This window comes from Akkermansia muciniphila (genome assembly GCF_030848305.1).
GTDB classification, from domain to species: Bacteria; Verrucomicrobiota; Verrucomicrobiia; order Verrucomicrobiales; family Akkermansiaceae; genus Akkermansia; species Akkermansia muciniphila_A.
The window spans coordinates 512730-529684 of record NZ_CP114598.1 but is presented as its reverse complement, the minus strand read 5'-3'; the positions used below and the strand labels follow the sequence as shown (position 1 = coordinate 529684).

General features: G+C 57.1%; 14 protein-coding genes and 1 pseudogene. 8 read left to right on the top strand and 7 right to left on the bottom strand.

Translation table 11 applies throughout. The features are described from left to right. Window positions 1-9: 9 nt before the first annotated feature. From ribH to O4G22_RS02365, 3 genes are read right to left on the bottom strand one after another with little or no spacing between them, the layout of a single operon-like run. The gene (gene ribH / locus O4G22_RS02375; RefSeq protein WP_094137395.1) at window positions 10-498 is read right to left on the bottom strand and encodes a 6,7-dimethyl-8-ribityllumazine synthase; all 489 of its coding nucleotides are present in this window, start codon (window positions 496-498) and stop codon (window positions 10-12) included. Between the two features lie 19 nt (window positions 499-517). After that, entirely contained in the window at window positions 518-1720 is a 1203-nt protein-coding gene (locus O4G22_RS02370) for a bifunctional 3,4-dihydroxy-2-butanone-4-phosphate synthase/GTP cyclohydrolase II (protein WP_306702066.1), read from the bottom strand. Between the two features lie 19 nt (window positions 1721-1739). Next, complete coding sequence (locus tag O4G22_RS02365; RefSeq protein ID WP_306702065.1) at window positions 1740-3419, bottom strand: glutamine--tRNA ligase/YqeY domain fusion protein; 1680 nt, start codon at window positions 3417-3419, stop codon at window positions 1740-1742. A 525-nt stretch (window positions 3420-3944) separates the two neighbouring features. Between O4G22_RS02365 and O4G22_RS02360 the strand changes: the two genes are divergently transcribed. Both O4G22_RS02360 and O4G22_RS02355 read left to right on the top strand, forming a co-directional pair. Further along, entirely contained in the window at window positions 3945-5462 is a 1518-nt protein-coding gene (locus tag O4G22_RS02360; RefSeq protein ID WP_306702064.1) for a hypothetical protein, read from the top strand. 237 nt (window positions 5463-5699) lie between these two features. After that, window positions 5700-7661, top strand: a complete 1962-nt coding sequence (locus tag O4G22_RS02355) for an MFS transporter (protein ID WP_290488524.1) — start codon at window positions 5700-5702, stop codon at window positions 7659-7661. Between the two features lie 215 nt (window positions 7662-7876). Here O4G22_RS02355 and O4G22_RS02350 read toward each other — a convergent pair whose 3' ends face one another. The 3 genes and pseudogenes from O4G22_RS02350 to rpsU form a co-directional block, all read right to left on the bottom strand. After that, a complete protein-coding gene (locus O4G22_RS02350; RefSeq protein ID WP_297673191.1) occupies window positions 7877-8938 on the bottom strand; it encodes an ankyrin repeat domain-containing protein in 1062 nt (353 codons plus the stop codon). A 52-nt stretch (window positions 8939-8990) separates the two neighbouring features. Then, window positions 8991-10270 (bottom strand): annotated as a pseudogene (gene hemL / locus O4G22_RS02345) (glutamate-1-semialdehyde 2,1-aminomutase). An 84-nt stretch (window positions 10271-10354) separates the two neighbouring features. Beyond that, on the bottom strand, window positions 10355-10606 hold the full coding sequence (gene rpsU, locus O4G22_RS02340; RefSeq protein ID WP_094137401.1) for a 30S ribosomal protein S21: 252 nt from the start codon (window positions 10604-10606) through the stop codon (window positions 10355-10357). Window positions 10607-10834: 228 nt separating this feature from the next. Here rpsU and O4G22_RS02335 point away from each other — a divergent pair, with 228 nt between their 5' ends. From O4G22_RS02335 to O4G22_RS02325, 3 genes are read left to right on the top strand one after another with little or no spacing between them, the layout of a single operon-like run. Beyond that, entirely contained in the window at window positions 10835-12325 is a 1491-nt protein-coding gene (locus tag O4G22_RS02335) for a bifunctional heptose 7-phosphate kinase/heptose 1-phosphate adenyltransferase (RefSeq protein WP_306702063.1), read from the top strand. Then, entirely contained in the window at window positions 12322-12891 is a 570-nt protein-coding gene (gene gmhA, locus O4G22_RS02330) for a D-sedoheptulose 7-phosphate isomerase (RefSeq protein WP_297667241.1), read from the top strand. Before O4G22_RS02335 ends, gmhA begins: the two co-directional genes overlap by 4 nt. Beyond that, complete coding sequence (locus O4G22_RS02325; RefSeq protein ID WP_094137405.1) at window positions 12881-13387, top strand: D-glycero-alpha-D-manno-heptose-1,7-bisphosphate 7-phosphatase; 507 nt, start codon at window positions 12881-12883, stop codon at window positions 13385-13387. Before gmhA ends, O4G22_RS02325 begins: the two co-directional genes overlap by 11 nt. Window positions 13388-13413: 26 nt before the next feature. Here the strand turns inward: O4G22_RS02325 and O4G22_RS02320 are convergent, their stop codons facing one another. Continuing rightward, entirely contained in the window at window positions 13414-14178 is a 765-nt protein-coding gene (locus O4G22_RS02320) for a hypothetical protein (RefSeq protein ID WP_306702062.1), read from the bottom strand. A 112-nt stretch (window positions 14179-14290) separates the two neighbouring features. On the opposite strand from O4G22_RS02320, the gene O4G22_RS02315 reads away from it, so the two are divergent. From O4G22_RS02315 to O4G22_RS02305, 3 genes are read left to right on the top strand one after another with little or no spacing between them, the layout of a single operon-like run. Then, window positions 14291-15334 carry an ABC transporter substrate-binding protein gene (locus O4G22_RS02315; RefSeq protein ID WP_306702061.1) on the top strand — a complete coding sequence of 348 codons (1044 nt, stop codon included), beginning with the start codon at window positions 14291-14293 and terminating at the stop codon, window positions 15332-15334. Further along, a complete protein-coding gene (locus O4G22_RS02310; RefSeq protein WP_297404463.1) occupies window positions 15331-16119 on the top strand; it encodes an ABC transporter ATP-binding protein in 789 nt (262 codons plus the stop codon). Before O4G22_RS02315 ends, O4G22_RS02310 begins: the two co-directional genes overlap by 4 nt. Beyond that, window positions 16116-16907, top strand: coding sequence for an ABC transporter permease (locus O4G22_RS02305; protein WP_306702060.1), 792 nt, complete (start codon window positions 16116-16118; stop codon window positions 16905-16907). The genes O4G22_RS02310 and O4G22_RS02305 overlap by 4 nt, the downstream gene beginning before the upstream one ends. Window positions 16908-16955 lie beyond the last annotated feature (48 nt).

Below are 16955 nucleotides of genomic sequence, written 5' to 3'. Positions count from 1 at the left end.
AGATGGGCCTTATTGCCGGGACAGGGAGTTGAGGAAGAGTTCCGCCATGCGGGCGGCGGTACGGGCCGCTTCACGGCCGCGGTTGAGCTGAGAGGCGATACAGCGGGCGAAGGCCTGCTTTTCATCATTCAGGAGCAGGACTTCATGGATGACGGGGATGGTGAATTCCAGGGCAAGCTGCATCAGGGCCTGGGTAATGGTGGAGCCGATCAGGTCCGCATGGTCTGTGCTTCCGCGCAGGATGACCCCCAGAGCCACCACGGCATCGGGACGTTTTTCCGGAGAACGGGAGAGAACGGATTTAATGGTTACCGGAATTTCAAAAGCTCCCGGGACGCGGATGATTTCCAGGCGAACCGAGGGAAGCACGGTTTCCAGTTCTGCCGAGCAGTTGTCTACCAGAGCCTGGGTGTATTGTTCGTTGTATTCCGAGGCGACGATGCAGATTTTGGCGCGCGTGCCCGTGGCGCGCTGGCGGCGGGGAAGTTCCGTGGACATGAAGGGATGGAGTGAAAGGTTACAGGATATGGCCCAGCTTGCATTTTTTGGTAGCCAGGTATTTGCTGTTTTGTTCGTTGGGTGGGATGATGAGAGGAACCTGTTCCGTGATTTTTATGCCAAAGCCTTCCAGCCCCACGATTTTCCGCGGGTTGTTGGTAAGCAGGCGCAGCTGGTTTGCTCCTAGGTCATGCAGGATTTGCGCGCCGATGCCGTAGTCGCGCAGGTCGTCCGGGTAGCCGAGTTTGAGGTTGGCTTCCACAGTATCCAGACCCTGTTCCTGAAGTTTGTAAGCCTTGAGTTTCGCCGCCAGGCCGATGCCACGGCCTTCCTGCCGCAGGTAGAGCAGGACGCCTCCTTCCTGGGCGATGCGGCGCATGGCGGTGTGCAACTGGCTGCCGCAGTCACAGCGGCGGGAGCCGAAGACATCCCCCGTCAGGCATTCACTATGCACGCGTACCAGCGTGGGCTTGTCCGGGGAGATTTCTCCGTGAACCAGGGCCAGGTGAAGAGCCCCGTCCAGCTGGGATTCATAAAGGTGGCAGGTAAAGTTCCCGTAGTCTGTGGGCATGTTGACGGTTTCCACCAGCCGGATTTGCTTTTCCTTAGCCCGGCGGTATTCAATGAGCTGGGCTACGGTGCAGGCTTTCAACCCATGTTTTTTCTGGAATTCTCCCAGGTCTCCAATGCGGGCCATGGTCCCGTCTTCCTTCATGATTTCACAGCAGACGCCGGCGGGCTGGAGGCCCGCCATGTGCACGAGGTCAATGGTGGCTTCCGTATGGCCGGCGCGGCGCAGCACGCCGCCGGGAACAGCGCGGAGAGGGAATGTGTGCCCCGGCTGTACAAAGTCGTTGACCGTGGCTTTGGGGTCCGCTAGCGTGCGGATGGTGAGGGACCGTTCCGCGGCGCTGATGCCTGTCGTGATGTCATGGGCCGCATCCACGGAGACGGTGAATGCGGTGGACATGTTTTCCCGGTTGACGGAGGTCATGAGCGGGAGCTGGAGGGCATCCGCCCGTTCCGGGGAAAGCGGCGCGCAGACGAGGCCCCTGGCGTGGGTGACCATGAAGTTGATGGCTTCCGGCGTAGCGAATTCGGCGGCAATAATCAGGTCTGCCTCGTTTTCGCGCCCGGGGTCGTCCGTAACGATGATCATCTGTCCCCGCCGTATTTCTTCCACGGCTTCTTCAACGGTGCAGAATTGAAGCTGATTGTCCATAAAAGGGGATGAAGAGAGGTTATTTTTGTTTTTTAGCCCAGGAGTCCTTGAGAGCCACAGTGCGGTTGAACACAGGCCTCCGGCCCGGCACATGGTCCCTGCGGTCCGCCACAAAGTAGCCGAGGCGTTCGAACTGGCAGCGGAATTCGGGTTCCGCTCCGGCCAGGGAGGGTTCCAGTTTGGCGTTTGTGATGACGGACAGGGAGGAAGGATTCATGACGGAAAGGAACCCTTCCTCGGCAGCGTCCGGGTTTTCTTCCGTGAAAAGACGGTCATAGATGCGGATTTCCCCGTCCACCGCGTATTTGGTGCTTACCCATTGGATGGCGGCGCGGCACTGGATTCCTTCCGGCGGGTTGGAGCCGATGGTGCCGGGAATGTGTTCGCAGAAGATTTCCGTGATATTTCCCTCCGCATCCTGTTTGTAGTCCGTGCAGGTGATGCAGTAGCCCCCCCGGAGGCGTACGGTGCGGCCGGGCGCCAGGCGGAAGTATTTTTTAGGAGGATCCAGCATGAAGTCGTCCCGTTCAATCCAGACTTCCCTTGTGATGGGGAGACGGCGGACGCCTTCTTCCGGTTTTTCCGGATTGTTCAGCACTTCAGCCATTTCTTCCGCGTTTTCCGGCAGGGTGGTGATGGTGACCTTGAGGGGATTGAGCACGGCCATGCGGCGCGGCGCGTTGGCATTCAGGTCTTCCCTGACGCTGTATTCCAGCAGGGCCACATCCGTGAAGCCGTTGAATTTAGTGATGCCTATGGTTTGGCAGAAGTTGCGGATGGCGGCAGGAGTGTAACCCCGGCGGCGCATCCCGGAGACGGTGGGCATCCGTGGATCGTCCCAGCCGGAGACGTGTCCTTCCTGCACCAGTTGCAGCAGCTTGCGCTTGCTCATGACGGTGTAGGTAAGGTTCAGGCGGGCGAATTCCGTCTGACGCGGGCGCGCCGGGACGGGGCAGTTTTCAATGACCCAGTCATAGAGGGGACGGTGGTTTTCAAATTCCAGCGTGCAGAGAGAGTGGGTGATGTGTTCGTAGGCATCTTCCAGCGGGTGGGCAAAATCATACATGGGATAAATGCACCAGGAACTGCCCGTGTTGTGGTGTTCCGCGAACATGATGCGGTACAACACGGGGTCACGCATGTTCATGTTGCTGGAACTCATGTCTATCCTGGCCCGCAGGATGGCTCTGCCTTCCGGGATTTCCCCGTTTTTCATGGCCTGGAACCGTTCCAAGTTTTCTTCCACGGATCGGTTGCGGTAGGGGGATTCCTGCCCGGGCACGTTCACGTTGCCGCGCTGGGCGCGTATTTCCTCCACCGTCTGTTCGTCTACGTAGGCCAATCCCTTGCGGATGAGGGAAACGGCGCATTCGTAAAAAAAGTCGAACATGTTGCTGGCAAAGAAAAGGTTGTCGCCCCAGTCAAAGCCCAGCCAGCGGATGTCTTCCTGAATGCTGTCCACATATTCCTGGTCTTCCTTGCTGGGGTTGGTGTCGTCAAAACGCAGGTGGCAGCGCGCACCCGGGAATTCCTGGGCGATGCCGAAGTTGAGACAGATGGATTTGGCATGTCCGATATGAAGATACCCGTTGGGTTCCGGAGGAAAGCGTGTTACCGGGGCCTGATGCTTGCCGGAGGCAAGGTCATCAGAAATCATATCGCGGATGAAATCTCGGCGTTCGGCAGGCTGCAATGACATGGCGGAAATTCTACTACCAAATTTTCTCTTCTGCAAGCGTGTTCACTCGGAATGACGTGAGGCGGGAGGATAAGCATGACGAGTGTTTTTGTCTTTTTTTTTTCAATGGCCCGTGTCGTCAAATTCAAATAATTTATATGAAGGGGCGTTTGGGGATATGAGCCTTTTATTTATGAAAGCGGACTAAAAAACCATCCTTTCGTCAGGAAAAAATGGGAACTTTTCCCTTACCTTGTTTTCCGGAGTTTACGGAATAGTTTTCAGGTGAATAAGATTTTCAATAAGAGCGGTTTGATCAGAATTTTAAAATTCTGAAGAAATCAGAACTGCGGAATGAAAAGAAGATATAACGGGAATGGGGTTCGGTGGGAGTTTCTTGAAAATTTGAGCGGGCGCATGATCAAGAAAAAGTTTGGAAGATTGGTATTGCAAAAGAATGAAAAACGTGCATATTGGAGCCCGGTGAATCTGAATTGTCCACAGTGCAAACGACATATCAATGTTCCTTCTTCCGCGGAAGGTTCTATGGTGAATTGCAGCAAATGCGGGCATGAGTTTCTTTGCGACAGGGAAAAACTGATTCCTAAGAAACCTTTTGCCAAGGCGAAGAGGGCCGTTTCCGTCCATCCTCCCAAAGACAGAAGGGAGGTCATCCAAAGCGCCCTGGTGGAAACGGGGCTGATTCAATTGGTGTGTCTTTGCGCGTCCCTGGCTGTTGCCGCCGGTTGCGTGTGGATTTTTTACAATGCTTCTTCCAAGATGGATGGGTCCTTTTTCCTTTCCATGTTGCAGCAGCCCCAGCAGAAGGCATTTGCCCTGTTTTTTGCCTGTCTTGCCGGAGGCTTGATGGCCTGTGCCGGACGCAGGCACAAGATTGTTTTCATTTTGCTGGGTTTGCTGGTTGCTGGGGGGATTGCTTCCCTGCCTTTCGTGTATCCGGTCAAGGTGAATCCCTCCCTGCTCGGAGGGCATGAAGAGGGAAACGCCGGGGAAGAAGATGTCTCCGGATTTACCAGTATGGGCCTGGAGCAGCTGCCCTCCAAGAATGCTTCTGTCCAGAATTATGGGGCGAGTGATTTGAAACCTCTGTTTTCCGCTATTGACCGAAAGGAATCCCAGGGGGTTCTGGGCGTATGGGTGGTGGGGGTGAATGCGGCCAACCGGGATATGGTGAAGGCGTATTTGAAGAGGATGACCCAGTCTGAGGACGAACCTATTTTTTATGACCGCAAGGGAACGGGCGGCGGGCTGTTCGTTATTACTCCCACTCCCATTACGTTTAAGGAATTTGTAGAGGTCGCGGGTAAGATGGGGAAGGTGTCCCTGCAGGATAAGGAGCGTTTTTTTGTGGAAGTGATTTTGAACCGGGACAGGTTTGAAGCGCGGCCCGCTTCCGCCGCGTTGCAGGATGAGCGCCACCAGTATTTTGTGCTGGCCAATTTGAAGGAGCTGTCCTGTCTGGACATCCGCCGCGTTATTGCCGCTGCAAAACGCCTGTCAGCCGTAAATCCGGATAAGATGCGGGGAGAGGTTTCTGACAGGCTGGTGGAGCTTCTCCGGGAACCGTGGGGGCGTGATGCGGAATATGTGACTGCGTTGGCTTCGGCTCTTGTGGTATGGGCTGAACCGGATCATGAGGAGGCTCAGCGCGTGGTTCATTACGTGGCTACGGAGCTGAAGAAGGCGGATTGCGAAATTCCGGCGTCTCTGGTCAGGTTTTTACTGCATGGCCCGGAAAAGGGAAGTTTCGCGTTGCTTCTGGAGGAATGGAAAAAGGATCCCCAGAAATGGGAGGACGAATGCAAGGCTGCCGGCCCAACGGGAGAAGCCGATATCATTCGTTCGCTGAATGAGTCCGATGATTTTGTGTTGAAACGTTCCGCCGCCCGCATTCTTGGGGAAATTGGTTCGGAAGCTTCCCTGTCCGCGCTCAAAGCATTCACTCATGACGCCGATAATGAATTGCGCCTGTGCGCGGAGTTGTCTGTGAATCTGATTGAAAAGCGGCTCGGGATAGATTCTTCCGCCAAAGGGGGCCGATGAGGGCGGCTCCGTTTCCGTGATGGCGCATCGCGCTGTTTTCTGGGCAGGAAGGGAATATAGACGAGGCATTGGTGCAGAGGTTCTCAAATGGGTTCCTGCTCCCGGAGGGTTTGCTACCTGTTTCTTTTGCGATATTTTCACCATTTGAGCATATTTGCGGGAAGGAAATTTGTTTTTGCCCGGGAAGCGTCTTTTTTTGGTTGCGGAGGAAAGCCAATTTACTAAAATGCAACGACCATGACAGACCAAGAAAACATGAAGGCCGCCATTCCGGATGCGGCCAGGCGGTATATGCGCTATCTCCTCATCATGGCCGGTTTGGGCGGCCTGCTCTACGGTGTGGACGTTGGCGTGATTGCTGCTGCGCTTCCCTATATTGAGCAGACGGCCGGTTTTAATCCTTCCCAGCTTTCCCAGGTGGTGGCCGCTGTGCTGTTCGGCAGCGTTCTTTCTTCCCTGTTTGCGGGCTATCTGGCCGACAAGATGGGACGCAAGGCGTTGATTACCGTGGCTGCCGCCTTGTTCACGGCAAGTATTCCCGTGATTTGCCTGTCCCAGGAAGTATTCGGCATTATGTTGCTGGGCCGTATTCTCCAGGGAGCCAGCGCCGGTATTGTGGGCGTGGTTGTTCCGCTGTATCTGGCCGAGTGCCTGAGCGCCGAGTCCCGCGGCAAGGGAACGGGGATGTTCCAGTTCCTGCTGACGGTGGGCCTGGTGTTTGCCGCCGTCGTCGGTTTGCTTGCCGCCAGTTATGTGGGCGGCGTCGAAAATTCCGGCGCGAGCGAAGAATCGCTGACTTCCGCCAAGGTTCTGGCCTGGCAGGCTATTTTCTGGGTTTGCGCCATTCCCGGCCTGTTCCTGTTTTTCGGTTCCTTCCGTTTGAGCGAATCTCCCCGTTACCTGTTCCGCCGCGGCCGCAAGGATGAAGCCATGGCTGTGCTGGTGCGCAGTTACGGAGAGTCCCGCGCCAAGGAAGTGTTTGATGAGATGGTTCACATTGAAGAGGAAGAAAAACAGAAGGCGGAGGAACTCAAGAAGCAGAGTTCTTCCGGAGAGTCTCTTCTTCAGCGCAAGTATATCTATCCCTTTGTTCTGGCGGTGCTCGTTCTGGCGTTCACGCAGGCTACGGGTATTAATTCCGTGCTGAATTATTCCGTAAAGGTGTTCCAGCAGGCAGGTCTGGAAGGCACTACTGCCAACTGGGCGGACTTTACCATCAAGGTCGTGAACTGCTTGATGACTATCGTCGCCATGGTGCTGGTGGACCGCAAGGGCCGCAAGTTCCTGCTTAAAATCGGAACGGCCGGCATTGTAGTCGGCCTTCTCGGCACCGGGTTCCTGTTCAATAATGTGGAAAAAGCCCGCAAGGACGTGACTGCGGATGTGGCCGCCCTGCTGGCCGCCCAGAGCCCTGCCGTCCAGAAGGAATTTGAACAGGGCAAGGATGTGGGTTCCATCCGCACGCTTCAATTGGAACGCACTCCGGATTCCCCCTTCATCAAGAATCTCCTTGCCAAGAACGGCATGGCCGACAAGGACATCAACAGGATGCAGCTCATCATCACCTATGACCAGCCGGAAGCCAATCCCGCCTGGTACCAGTTCCTGATGGGGTCCTCCACCCAGCTTTCCGTCGTAGAGTTTTCCGAACTGACCAAGGATACCAAGGATATCAAGAAGGAAGAGGACAAGGCTTCCCTGGCCGTGATCAAGGCTGTTCCGGATTCCACCAATAAAATGGTGGTGAACGGCAAGGACGGCTATGCCATGAAGCCCGTTTCCATTCTGAAGGCGGAATTGGGTGAAAAGCCGGATACCTCCATGGGCTGGGGCGTGACTGCGTTTTTCATCATCTTCATTGCTTTTTATGCCACCGGCCCCGGCGTATGCGTCTGGCTGGCGCTGTCCGAGCTGATGCCTGCCCGCATCCGCTCCAACGGTATGGCGATTGCCCTGCTGATCAACCAGCTGGTTTCCACGGTCATTGCCGGTTCCTTCCTCCCGTGGGTGGGCAGCTGCGGTTATTCCGGCGTGTTCTTTACGCTGGGCGGCATTACGGTGCTGTATTTCATTACGGTGACCTTCTTCCTGCCTGAAACCAAGGGGCGTTCCCTGGAAGAAATTGAAGGTTACTTTACGACAGGCAAGATGCCGGAAGATCCCAAGATGATCGGCGAAGGCATTGAAGCGGAGGAATAAATTCTTCCTTCCTGTGATTTTCAAAGCCGCTTTCCCTGAATTGGGGAAGCGGCTTTTTTATAACAGGAAACAGAGGGGGCTGCCTGCATGGTTTCGGAAGCGCGGCAGTTCCGGGGATAGGCTTCAGACCCGTAACCGGGCCGTAACGGTTACCCTCCCTTTTTTCGCGAACCAGAAGGGGAGAATGGCGGGCTGTGAAGTCCGTGATGACGGTTCTACTTGGCGGGGCCCCCTTTTTTCTGTTTGGACTGCCAGAGCTTGATGGTTTCCGCAATGGAGGGATAACCGTTTTTCATATGGAAGTCATAGGCTGTCTGGCCGTCATCGTTGCGGAGGGAGGGATTGGCCCCGTGATTCATGAGGCAAACGGCTATTTCCGGAGAGTTGCAGACCATCAGCGGGGTCAGGCCATCCACATCCGGCTGGTTGGGGTCCGCTCCCGCCTTGATGAGAAGTTCAATGAGCGGAATGAGGCGTTCCGACGGTTTTTCCTTGGTGCAGATCAGGTGAAGGGGTGATTGCTTGCTTTCAAAAAAGCGCTCGTTAACATCGCATCCCGCCTTGATGAGCCGTTCGTAAATGGCGGAGGACAGGCTGAGGAAGCCGACCCCGCGCGCCTGAGCGTTCATTCTGCGCTTGAGATCCGGGGAACCTGCGTCCAGAAGCGCCAGCGCTATTTTTTCCTGGCCCGGATCGGAGTCATTGAGGGCGGCGGAATACATGAACGGGGTGACGCCCCAGGGCCCCGGCAGGTCCGGGTCGGCGCCGTGTTTGAGCAGGGCGTGCACCAGCGGCAGTCTTTCTTCTGCAGTGGAATTCATATAGAGGCCTGAGAGGCACGCCCAGGTAAGGGGAGTGTCTCCCGGCTCTTTGGTGCCGTCATGCATGAAAATGGATTGAGCATTGACGGGAGCGCCCTTTTCTACCATCCGGACGGCCAGCTGGTTTAATCCCAGGGCAATGCAGAGATGCAGGGGCGTAGTGCGGTCCGGCGTCTGGAGCAGGAGGCTGCCGGTCTGGCGGAATTGTTCCAGCATCTGATGGCATTGAAGAATGGAGTGGAATTCCTCCTGCGCTTCTCCGGGAAACATGATTTCCAGCGGCCAGGAGTCATGCAGGAAACGAAGGGTAAGGCCCAGCAGTTTTTCGTTGGCCGTCTTGATTTCCTGCTGTTCCGCTTCCGTGAGCCGGATCGTCTTTTCCTCCGCATGCGTCCAGGGAGCGGCTATGACGGCTGCTGAGGACAGAAGCAGCATGGTCCCTGTCATTTGTCTCATGAAGTCCTTATAGGGGAAGGGTAGTGAGCTGTCACTTCAAATCAGGGGCATGTCAACCCAACCTGGAGAGACTGATGCGGACGGCTTCCACCGTGCGGTCAATGTCTTCTTCCGTATGGGCCGTAGAGATAAAGCCCGTTTCATACGGGGAAGGAGCGAAGTAGACGCCTTGTTCCAGCATGTTCCAGAAGAAGGATTTGAAGAGTTTTTTGGAAGCTTTTTGCGCGGATTCCAAGTCATAGACTTCCTCTTCCGTGAAGAAGAGGCAGAACATGGAGCCTGCACGGTGGAAGGTGTAATTTCTGCCGTGTTTTTTAAGGGCTTCGCGAATGCCTTCTTCCATGCGCGCTCCGAGCTGTTCCAGGCGTTCATAGGCGTTTCCTTTCAGGAGTTCCCGGAGCTGGGCCAATCCCGCCGCCATGGCGACCGGATTGCCGGACAAGGTTCCCGCCTGGTACACGGGGCCGAGCGGAGAGAGGCAGTCCATGATTTCCGAGCGGCCTCCAAAAGCTCCCACGGGGAGGCCTCCGCCGATGACTTTGCCCATGCAGGTAAGGTCTGGAGTGATGCCGTAAAGCTGCTGCACGCCTCCGGGAGCGACCCGGAAGCCCGTCATGACTTCATCAAAGATGAGGAGGGCGTCGTGGCGGAGCGTGATTTCCCGCAGGAAGTGAAGGAAGTCGTTTTGCGGAAAGTAGAGTCCGGCATTGGCGGGGAAGGGTTCCAGGATGACGGCGGCAATGTCGCTTCCATGGAGTTCGAAGGCTTTTTTCACTGCTTCCCGGTCATTGTAGGGCACGGTGAGGGTGAGCTGCGTCATTTCCCTGGGCACTCCCGCGCTGTCCGGTTCTCCGAAGGTGAGCGCTCCGGAACCCGCCGCCACCAGAAGGGAGTCCACGTGACCGTGGTAGCAGCCGATGAATTTGATGATTTTGCGGCGTCCGGTATAGCCGCGCGCCAGCCTGATGGCGGACATGGTCGCTTCCGTTCCGGAGTTGACCATGCGCACTTTTTCCACGGAGGGCACCATGTCCGTGATCATTTCCGCCATGTCCACTTCCGCCGGCGCAGGAATTCCGTAGCCCAGACCCCTGTCCACGGCGGCATGTACTGCGTCCAGAACGGGTTGCGGAGCGTGGCCCAGAATGGCCGGGCCCCATGTGCCGATGTAGTCAATAAGCTGGCGTCCGTCCGCATCCGTGATGTAGGCTCCTTTGGCCGATTGAACGAAGAAGGGGTCCCCGTCCACATTGCGGAAGGCCCTGACGGGGAGTTGACTCCGCCAGGGATAACGGAACGCGCGCGGGAGAAGAGCTGGGCTGACTGATTCATGTGCTGAGGGAAGCAAAAAGGGCAAACCTTGAGAAAGGGTTGCCCTCATGGAAATTGGGTTCTTATTCCCGAACCAATATTGTTTTAAGCTTCAGGAGCGGAAGCGGGTGTTTCGGCGGTTTCGGAAGCGGTTTCTTCGCTCTTGTTGCTGAAACGCCATTTTACCTTGTTGCGCTTGCTGGCGGAACGGGCCTTGCGGCGGCGTTCGTCCATCGGGGTTTCAAAAGCGCGGCGGCGGCGCATTTCATCCAGAATGCCTTCAACATCCAGTTTTGTTTTGAGGCGCTTGAGAGCGCGGTCGATAGGTTCACCTTTTCTTACGGTAACTTCACGCATGATTTGTTTTCCTTTTTCTATTCGTCCGGGAACGGGAGACAATAGGTAGTGCTTTCCTGCTTACAGGTCAAGATTTTTATCATGACTGACCTATTTTTTGCTCCTGAATGAGAGTTCTGCCGTCCGGAACGGCGGGGAGCGGCCGCGTTGCCCCGTTTCCCGGTTCCAGAGCGCGGTTCAACTGTCCTTGCCTTATAACAGGGGGCGTGGTAGAAAGAGGCGTCTCCCATGAACCGGCTGCATACATTGATTGACGGATTTTCCCGGGTGCGGATTCTCTGCATCGGGGACGTAATGCTGGATAAGTTCCTGTATGGGAGCGTCAGCCGTATTTCCCCGGAGGCCCCGGTTCCCATTATGAAGATGGACCGGGAGACGCGCATGCTGGGAGGCGCGGGCAATGTCGTGTCCAATCTGTGCGCGCTGGGATGCCGCACCACCTTTATCAGCGTGGTCGGGGATGATGACCATGGGCGGCAGGTAAGGCGTTTTCTGGAAGAGACGCACTGCGTTCCGGAGCTGGTGGTGCGCGAGGGGTATGAGACGACCGTGAAGATCCGTTTTGTGGCGGGCAAGCACCATTTGCTGAGAGCGGATCAGGAACAGCCGCTGAACATGGAGCCGGAGCTGGCTTCCCGTTTTCTGGAACGGGTGGATGCCTGTTTGCCGGAGGCGGATCTTGTCCTTTTATCCGATTATGGGAAAGGCCTGTTTGACGGACGTACCACCCCGGAGGTGATTGCCCGGTGCCGTGCCGCGCGCAAGTCCGTCATCGTGGACCCGAAGGGAGCGGACTATTCCCGCTACCGGGGGGCCACGCTGGTAAAACCCAATATGAAGGAGTTCCAGGAAGCTACCGGCGTGGCGCTCAATCCAGCCATGGACGGGTGGGAACGGGATGCCGTGGCGGGGGCGCAAAGGCTGTTTTCCGAATTCGGCATTGAGAATCTGATTGTTACTCTGAGCGAACACGGCATGATTTTCATTCCTTCCTCCAACCCTGCCGATTTTGTCTGCATTCCTACGGAGGCCCGGGAGGTTTTTGACGTGTCCGGCGCGGGGGATACCTCCCTTGCCAGTCTGGGCGCGGCGCTGGCTGCCGGAGCCGCGGTGCCGGACGCTCTGGTCGTGTCCAATGTGGCCGCCGGCATCGTAGTGGGCAAATTCGGAACGGCCAGCGTGACCGGAACGGAGTTGAAGAAGGCTCTGAAGGAGAAGGATATCCGGACGCCTTCCTGGCATCACCGCGACAATATCCTGACGCCGGAGGCCGCGGCGGAGCTGGCGGCGCGTTTCCGCCGGGAAAAGAAGGTGGTTGGGTTTACGAACGGTTGTTTTGATTTGCTCCACCTGGGGCATATGCATTCCTTTATGAAGGCGCGTGAAGCGTGCGACGTGCTTTTTGTAGGGCTGAATACGGACGCCTCCATCAAGCGGCTGAAGGGCGAGGACAGGCCGATTAATAATGAGGAGATGCGTTCTCTGCTGCTGGCGTCCCTGGATTTTGTCGATTACGTAGTGCCGTTTGATGAAGATACGGCTCTGCCGCTGATTGAGAAGCTGCGTCCGGACGTGATTGCCAAAGAGGGATATCCCCTGGAATGCTGGCCGGAAGGCCAGTTCGTGAAAGCTTATGGGGGGCAGGCTCTGGAACTTCCCCGCCTGGAGGGCTTTTCCTCTACCAATATCATCAACCGCATGAAAAGCAGCCCGGAATGAGCGAATACATCAGGAACCAGATTTTAGGGATAGCGGATAATTTCAAAACCCTGGCTTCCATGGCCGGGGATATTGAGCAGGTCGCCCGCATTTGCACGGATACCCTCAGGGCCGGGAATAAGATCATGTTTTGCGGCAACGGGGGCTCCGCCGCGGATTCCCAGCATCTGGCCGCCGAATTGGTAGGGCGCTACAAACTGAACCGTCCCGCCATGAATGCGCTGGCCCTGACGGTGGATACCTCCATCCTGACCGCCGTGGGTAATGATTACGGATATGAGACGGTATTTTCCAGGCAGCTGGAGGGAGTGGGCCGCCCCGGGGATCTTCTGGTGGGGCTTTCCACGAGCGGCAACAGCCGGAACATCGTTTTGGCGATGGAGCAGGCGCACCGGATGGGCGTCCGGACTGTAGCTTTGACGGGCCGCGGAGGGGGCGAGATGAAAGAAGCTGCGGATTTCTGTATTGCCGTTCCTTCCGAGGCCACGAACAACATTCAGGAGATGCACATTGCAGTGGGGCATCTGGTTTGCGAACTGGTTGAACGGGAGATATATGGCGGGTAAGGCTTTGTTTCTGGACAGGGACGGCGTGGTTAATGTGGATGGCGGATATGTGCACCGCATCGAGGATTTTCGTCTGGTGCCCGGAATTCTGAATCTCTGCCGCCAGGCTAAGGAGAAGGGGTACCAGGTGCTGGTGGTGACCAACCAGTCCGGCATAGGACGCGGCATGTTTTCCGAAGATGACTTTGAACGGCTGACGGAATATATGAGAGGGGTGTTCCGTTCGTCCGGCGCGGAGATTGCAGATGTGTTTTACTGTCCCAGCGCGGATGACGGGCATCCGGACCGGAAGCCGAATCCCGGCCTGTTTCTGAAGGCTGCCGCCGCGCATGGGCTGGATATGAAAGCCTGCGTGTCCGTAGGTGACCGGGAACGGGATATCCGGGCGGCTCTTGCCGCTGGAGTGGGCCGCAATTTCCTGTTTTCTACGGAAGATGTTTCCACCCTCGCCACAGCCCGTGTGGAGACGTTGGAGGAAGTAGCGGCAAGGCTGTAGGCCGGGAATGACTCTCCCGGGAAGAATCATTGCCGGGAGAATCGTTTTTCCGCCAGGTGCATGCAGCCGAGGATGAGGGCGATGATGACCAGCGGCCCCAGGATGTCCGCGTACCCCACCATGCCCGTGTTCACGGGGGCCACGCAGAGCAGGAACCACCAGGCCAGGGACAGCGCGCGAAGCAGGGGCGGAGCCCCGCTGCCGGAGAGGAAGACATAGATGACGAGAGCCCAGAATTGCGGGAAACGGGGCAGCGTAACCAGCCACTCCCGGTTCCCTCCGGGCCAGACAAGCGTACCGTAGGGGCCGGATGCGGGGAGGTCGCCCCACATAGCGCCTGCGGGAAGCGCCAGGTTCATCAGCAGGTTCAGGAACAGTCCCATATATACGGTCATCATCAGGGCTCTCCACTGGGCTCCCGTTCGCACCGCCAGGAACAGGAAGGCCGGCACCAGCAGGAAGGGCGTCAGTTCCAGCGTTCCCATCCAAAGGGGGATATCGGTTTCTATCGTTGCAAGGCAGTCCGCTCCTTGGGGAATGGCGGAAAGAACAGCCCAATACAGGAGCGTCAGAAAAATGCAGCGGTACCTGACGGCCCGGCTTACCGGACGTTCTTCATCCGGAGGAAGGCCCAGCCATGATCCGGATGAGTGCTGGTTGGAGAGGAACTGCATAGGCGGGTTGGGAATGGAGTTTTTGTAACGGGAACGGACAGGTTTGTCAATAGAGCCCGGTTCAGGTCCGGAGACGGGCTTTTTTTTCAACAAAACGGGCATTTTTGTTGTCCACATTGTGACAAAGTTGCTGCCTTCGGATTCCTGCCGCGGGCGTCTCTTTTTGTTAGTCGGCGCCTGAAAGGCCGCAGAAAAACAGCTGTGACTCAGTACCCCATTCTTTTTTCTTATGCCCTGTTCCAGATTCCTGACGATTTTACCGGTTCTGTTTTTTTGCCTGCTGGCTGTTTCCTGCGGAAAGAAGGAGAAGGATGATCCTAACGTCGTGGAATTGAATTTCGGTCATTTTCCCAATGTGACGCATGTGCAGGGCCTGGTGGCGCATCATTTTTCCCGGCAGGGGAAGGGGTGGTTTGAAGAACGGCTGAAGGAGGCCACCGGAAAGGACGTCAGGATCAACTGGTACGTGTACAATGCGGGCCCCAGCGCCATGGAGGCCGTGTTCGCCCGCTCCGTGGAATTGGCTTACGTGGGGCCCAGCCCGGCCATTAACGCGTTTGTGCGTTCCCGAGGGGAGGATATCAGGATGATTGCCGGAGCCGTGGAAGGAGGAGCCGCCCTGGTGGTTCCGAAGGATTCCACGCTGAAGGAGCCTGCGGATTTCCGCGGCAGGGTGATTGCGACCCCCCAGCTGGGGAATACGCAGGATGTTTCCGCCCGCGCCTGGTTTTCCCGCGGCGGCCTGCATGTGACGCAGCGCGGCGGGGACGTGACGATTCTGCCGACTCCCAACCCCGAACAGCTCAGCCTGTTCCGGCAGGGCAAGCTGGACGGCGCGTGGACGGTGGAGCCGTGGGTGAGCCGCCTGGTGATGACGGCGGGAGGAAGGGTGCTGGTGGACGAGAAAGAATCCATCGCGACCGTGCTGGTATGCGGAGCTGAGTTTCTCAGGGAAAAGCCGGAGGTGGCGAAAGCCCTGGTGCAGGCGCATGCGGAGCTGAACGAATGGATAAGGCTGCATCCGGAGGAGGCCCAGTCAATCGTGGTCAGGGAACTGGAGCAGCTGACGCATTCCAGAATAGATCCGGCATTGATTGCAGAGGCCTGGAAAAGCATCGTCATCAAGGACAGGATTTCCATTCCCAAGCTCCGGCAGTTTGTGCAGGACGCCCATCAGGCCGGGTTTATGAAAGAGGTCCCGGATGTAGGCGGCCTGGTAGCGCCGGATGCGGCTGAGGAACAGTTGACCATGGTGAAGGAGGGCGGAAGATGATTGCGGGTGCAGAACATTGCGGCCCCGGAGGCTGCAAGCTCCGTATTGCGGGCGTGAGCAAGGTGTTTGACGGAAGGCGCGGAAAGGTGGTGGCTCTGGAGGACATTAATTTGAATATCAGGGGGGGCGAGTTCGTGTGCCTGGTGGGAGCCAGCGGGTGCGGAAAGACTTCCCTGCTGAATATTATTGCGGGGCTGGAGTTCCCCTCTTCCGGGGTGGTGGAGCTGGACGGGGAGCCTGTGAAAGGGCCCGGACGGGACCGCACCGTGATGTTCCAGGAGTCCGCCCTGTTTCCGTGGCTGGACGTGATGGGAAACGTGATGTTCGGCTTGAAGCTGACGCCCGGACTGACTCGGGGTGACCGGCTCGCCATGGCGGAGAAGAATCTGGAACTGGTGGGGCTGAAAGAGTGCGCCCATGCTCATATTCATGAACTTTCCGGCGGGATGAAGCAGCGCGTGGCGCTTGCCCGCGCCCTGGCTGCCAGCCCCCGCATTTTGCTGATGGACGAGCCTTTTGCCGCCCTGGACGCCATGACCCGCGAACAGCTTTATCAGGATATTCAGGAGATTCATTTGCGCTGCGGCATGACGATTGTTTTCGTTACGCACAATATGCGCGAGGCCGTGTGCCTGGGGGATCGCGTGGTGTTGCTTACTCCGCATCCGGGGCGCATCTGTGAGGAGTATTTCGTGGATTTTCCTCATCCCAGGGATATCAACAGCAGCGGTTTGGCGGAATTGTCCGCCCGCATCACCCGTGATTTGAAAGGAGCCACGGCATGAACCGGAATAAATGGTCCAAGTGGAGAGCTCACGCCTGTTCGCTCGTGTTTTTCATTCTCGTGGTCTGGGCATGGCAGTATTTGAGCAACCTGAGGGTCTGGAAGCCTTATTTGTTTCCCTCTCCGCTGGAAGTGTGGGAGTATCTGCGTTCTTCATTTCAGGACGGGTCTTTGGAGGAGGCTTCGTGGATTACCGTGAAAAGGCTGGTAATGGGGTATGGAATAGGCCTGGTGACGGGAATTCCCCTGGGCATGCTGTGCTCCCGTTTCCAGCTTATCCAGAATACCCTGGGGCTGGTTTCCCTGGGCTTCCAGGCTTTGCCCAGCGTGTGCTGGGTTCCGTTGGCGACCCTGTGGTTCGGCCAGACGGAAGGGGCTATGCTGTTCGTGGTGATTATGGGGACGCTGTGGTCCGTAATCCTGGCTACGGCCAACGGCATGCGGAACGTGCCGCCCATTTACGCCCGTGCGGCGCGCACCATGGGCGCAGGCCCCATTTATTGCCTGGTCCATGTGACGCTTCCCGCTTCCGCTCCGTTTGTCGTGAGCGGGATGAAGCAGGGTTGGGCTTTTGCCTGGCGTTCCCTGATGGCTGCGGAAATTTTTGTTCCCATCCTGACCGGGTTCGGATTGGGGCAACTGCTGCATTTCGGCCGCGAGCTGAACGCGATGAACCAGGTTGTAGGCATTATGTTCGTGATTGTGGTGATTGGGCTGCTGTCCGACAAGATTCTGTTTTCTCCTCTGGAACGGTTTCTGCACCGCCGCTGGGGGACCGGACAGGCCTGAAGCGGCGGAAGACAGAAACGCGGAGGTGAGGGCCGAGCGTTCAGACGA

Excerpts from the sequence above, each read along its gene's own strand:
- ribH (WP_094137395.1), bottom strand. The coding sequence starts at position 498 with ATGTCCACGGAACTTCCCCGCCGCCAGCGCGCCACGGGCACGCGCGCC.
- O4G22_RS02370 (WP_306702066.1), bottom strand. The coding sequence starts at position 1,720 with ATGGACAATCAGCTTCAATTCTGCACCGTTGAAGAAGCCGTGGAAGAA.
- O4G22_RS02365 (WP_306702065.1), bottom strand. The coding sequence starts at position 3,419 with ATGTCATTGCAGCCTGCCGAACGCCGAGATTTCATCCGCGATATGATT.
- O4G22_RS02360 (WP_306702064.1), top strand. The coding sequence starts at position 3,945 with ATGGTGAATTGCAGCAAATGCGGGCATGAGTTTCTTTGCGACAGGGAA.
- O4G22_RS02355 (WP_290488524.1), top strand. The coding sequence starts at position 5,700 with ATGACAGACCAAGAAAACATGAAGGCCGCCATTCCGGATGCGGCCAGG.
- O4G22_RS02350 (WP_297673191.1), bottom strand. The coding sequence starts at position 8,938 with ATGAGACAAATGACAGGGACCATGCTGCTTCTGTCCTCAGCAGCCGTC.
- rpsU (WP_094137401.1), bottom strand. The coding sequence starts at position 10,606 with ATGCGTGAAGTTACCGTAAGAAAAGGTGAACCTATCGACCGCGCTCTC.
- O4G22_RS02335 (WP_306702063.1), top strand. The coding sequence starts at position 10,835 with ATGAACCGGCTGCATACATTGATTGACGGATTTTCCCGGGTGCGGATT.
- gmhA (WP_297667241.1), top strand. The coding sequence starts at position 12,322 with ATGAGCGAATACATCAGGAACCAGATTTTAGGGATAGCGGATAATTTC.
- O4G22_RS02325 (WP_094137405.1), top strand. The coding sequence starts at position 12,881 with ATGGCGGGTAAGGCTTTGTTTCTGGACAGGGACGGCGTGGTTAATGTG.
- O4G22_RS02320 (WP_306702062.1), bottom strand. The coding sequence starts at position 14,178 with ATGTGGACAACAAAAATGCCCGTTTTGTTGAAAAAAAAGCCCGTCTCC.
- O4G22_RS02315 (WP_306702061.1), top strand. The coding sequence starts at position 14,291 with ATGCCCTGTTCCAGATTCCTGACGATTTTACCGGTTCTGTTTTTTTGC.
- O4G22_RS02310 (WP_297404463.1), top strand. The coding sequence starts at position 15,331 with ATGATTGCGGGTGCAGAACATTGCGGCCCCGGAGGCTGCAAGCTCCGT.
- O4G22_RS02305 (WP_306702060.1), top strand. The coding sequence starts at position 16,116 with ATGAACCGGAATAAATGGTCCAAGTGGAGAGCTCACGCCTGTTCGCTC.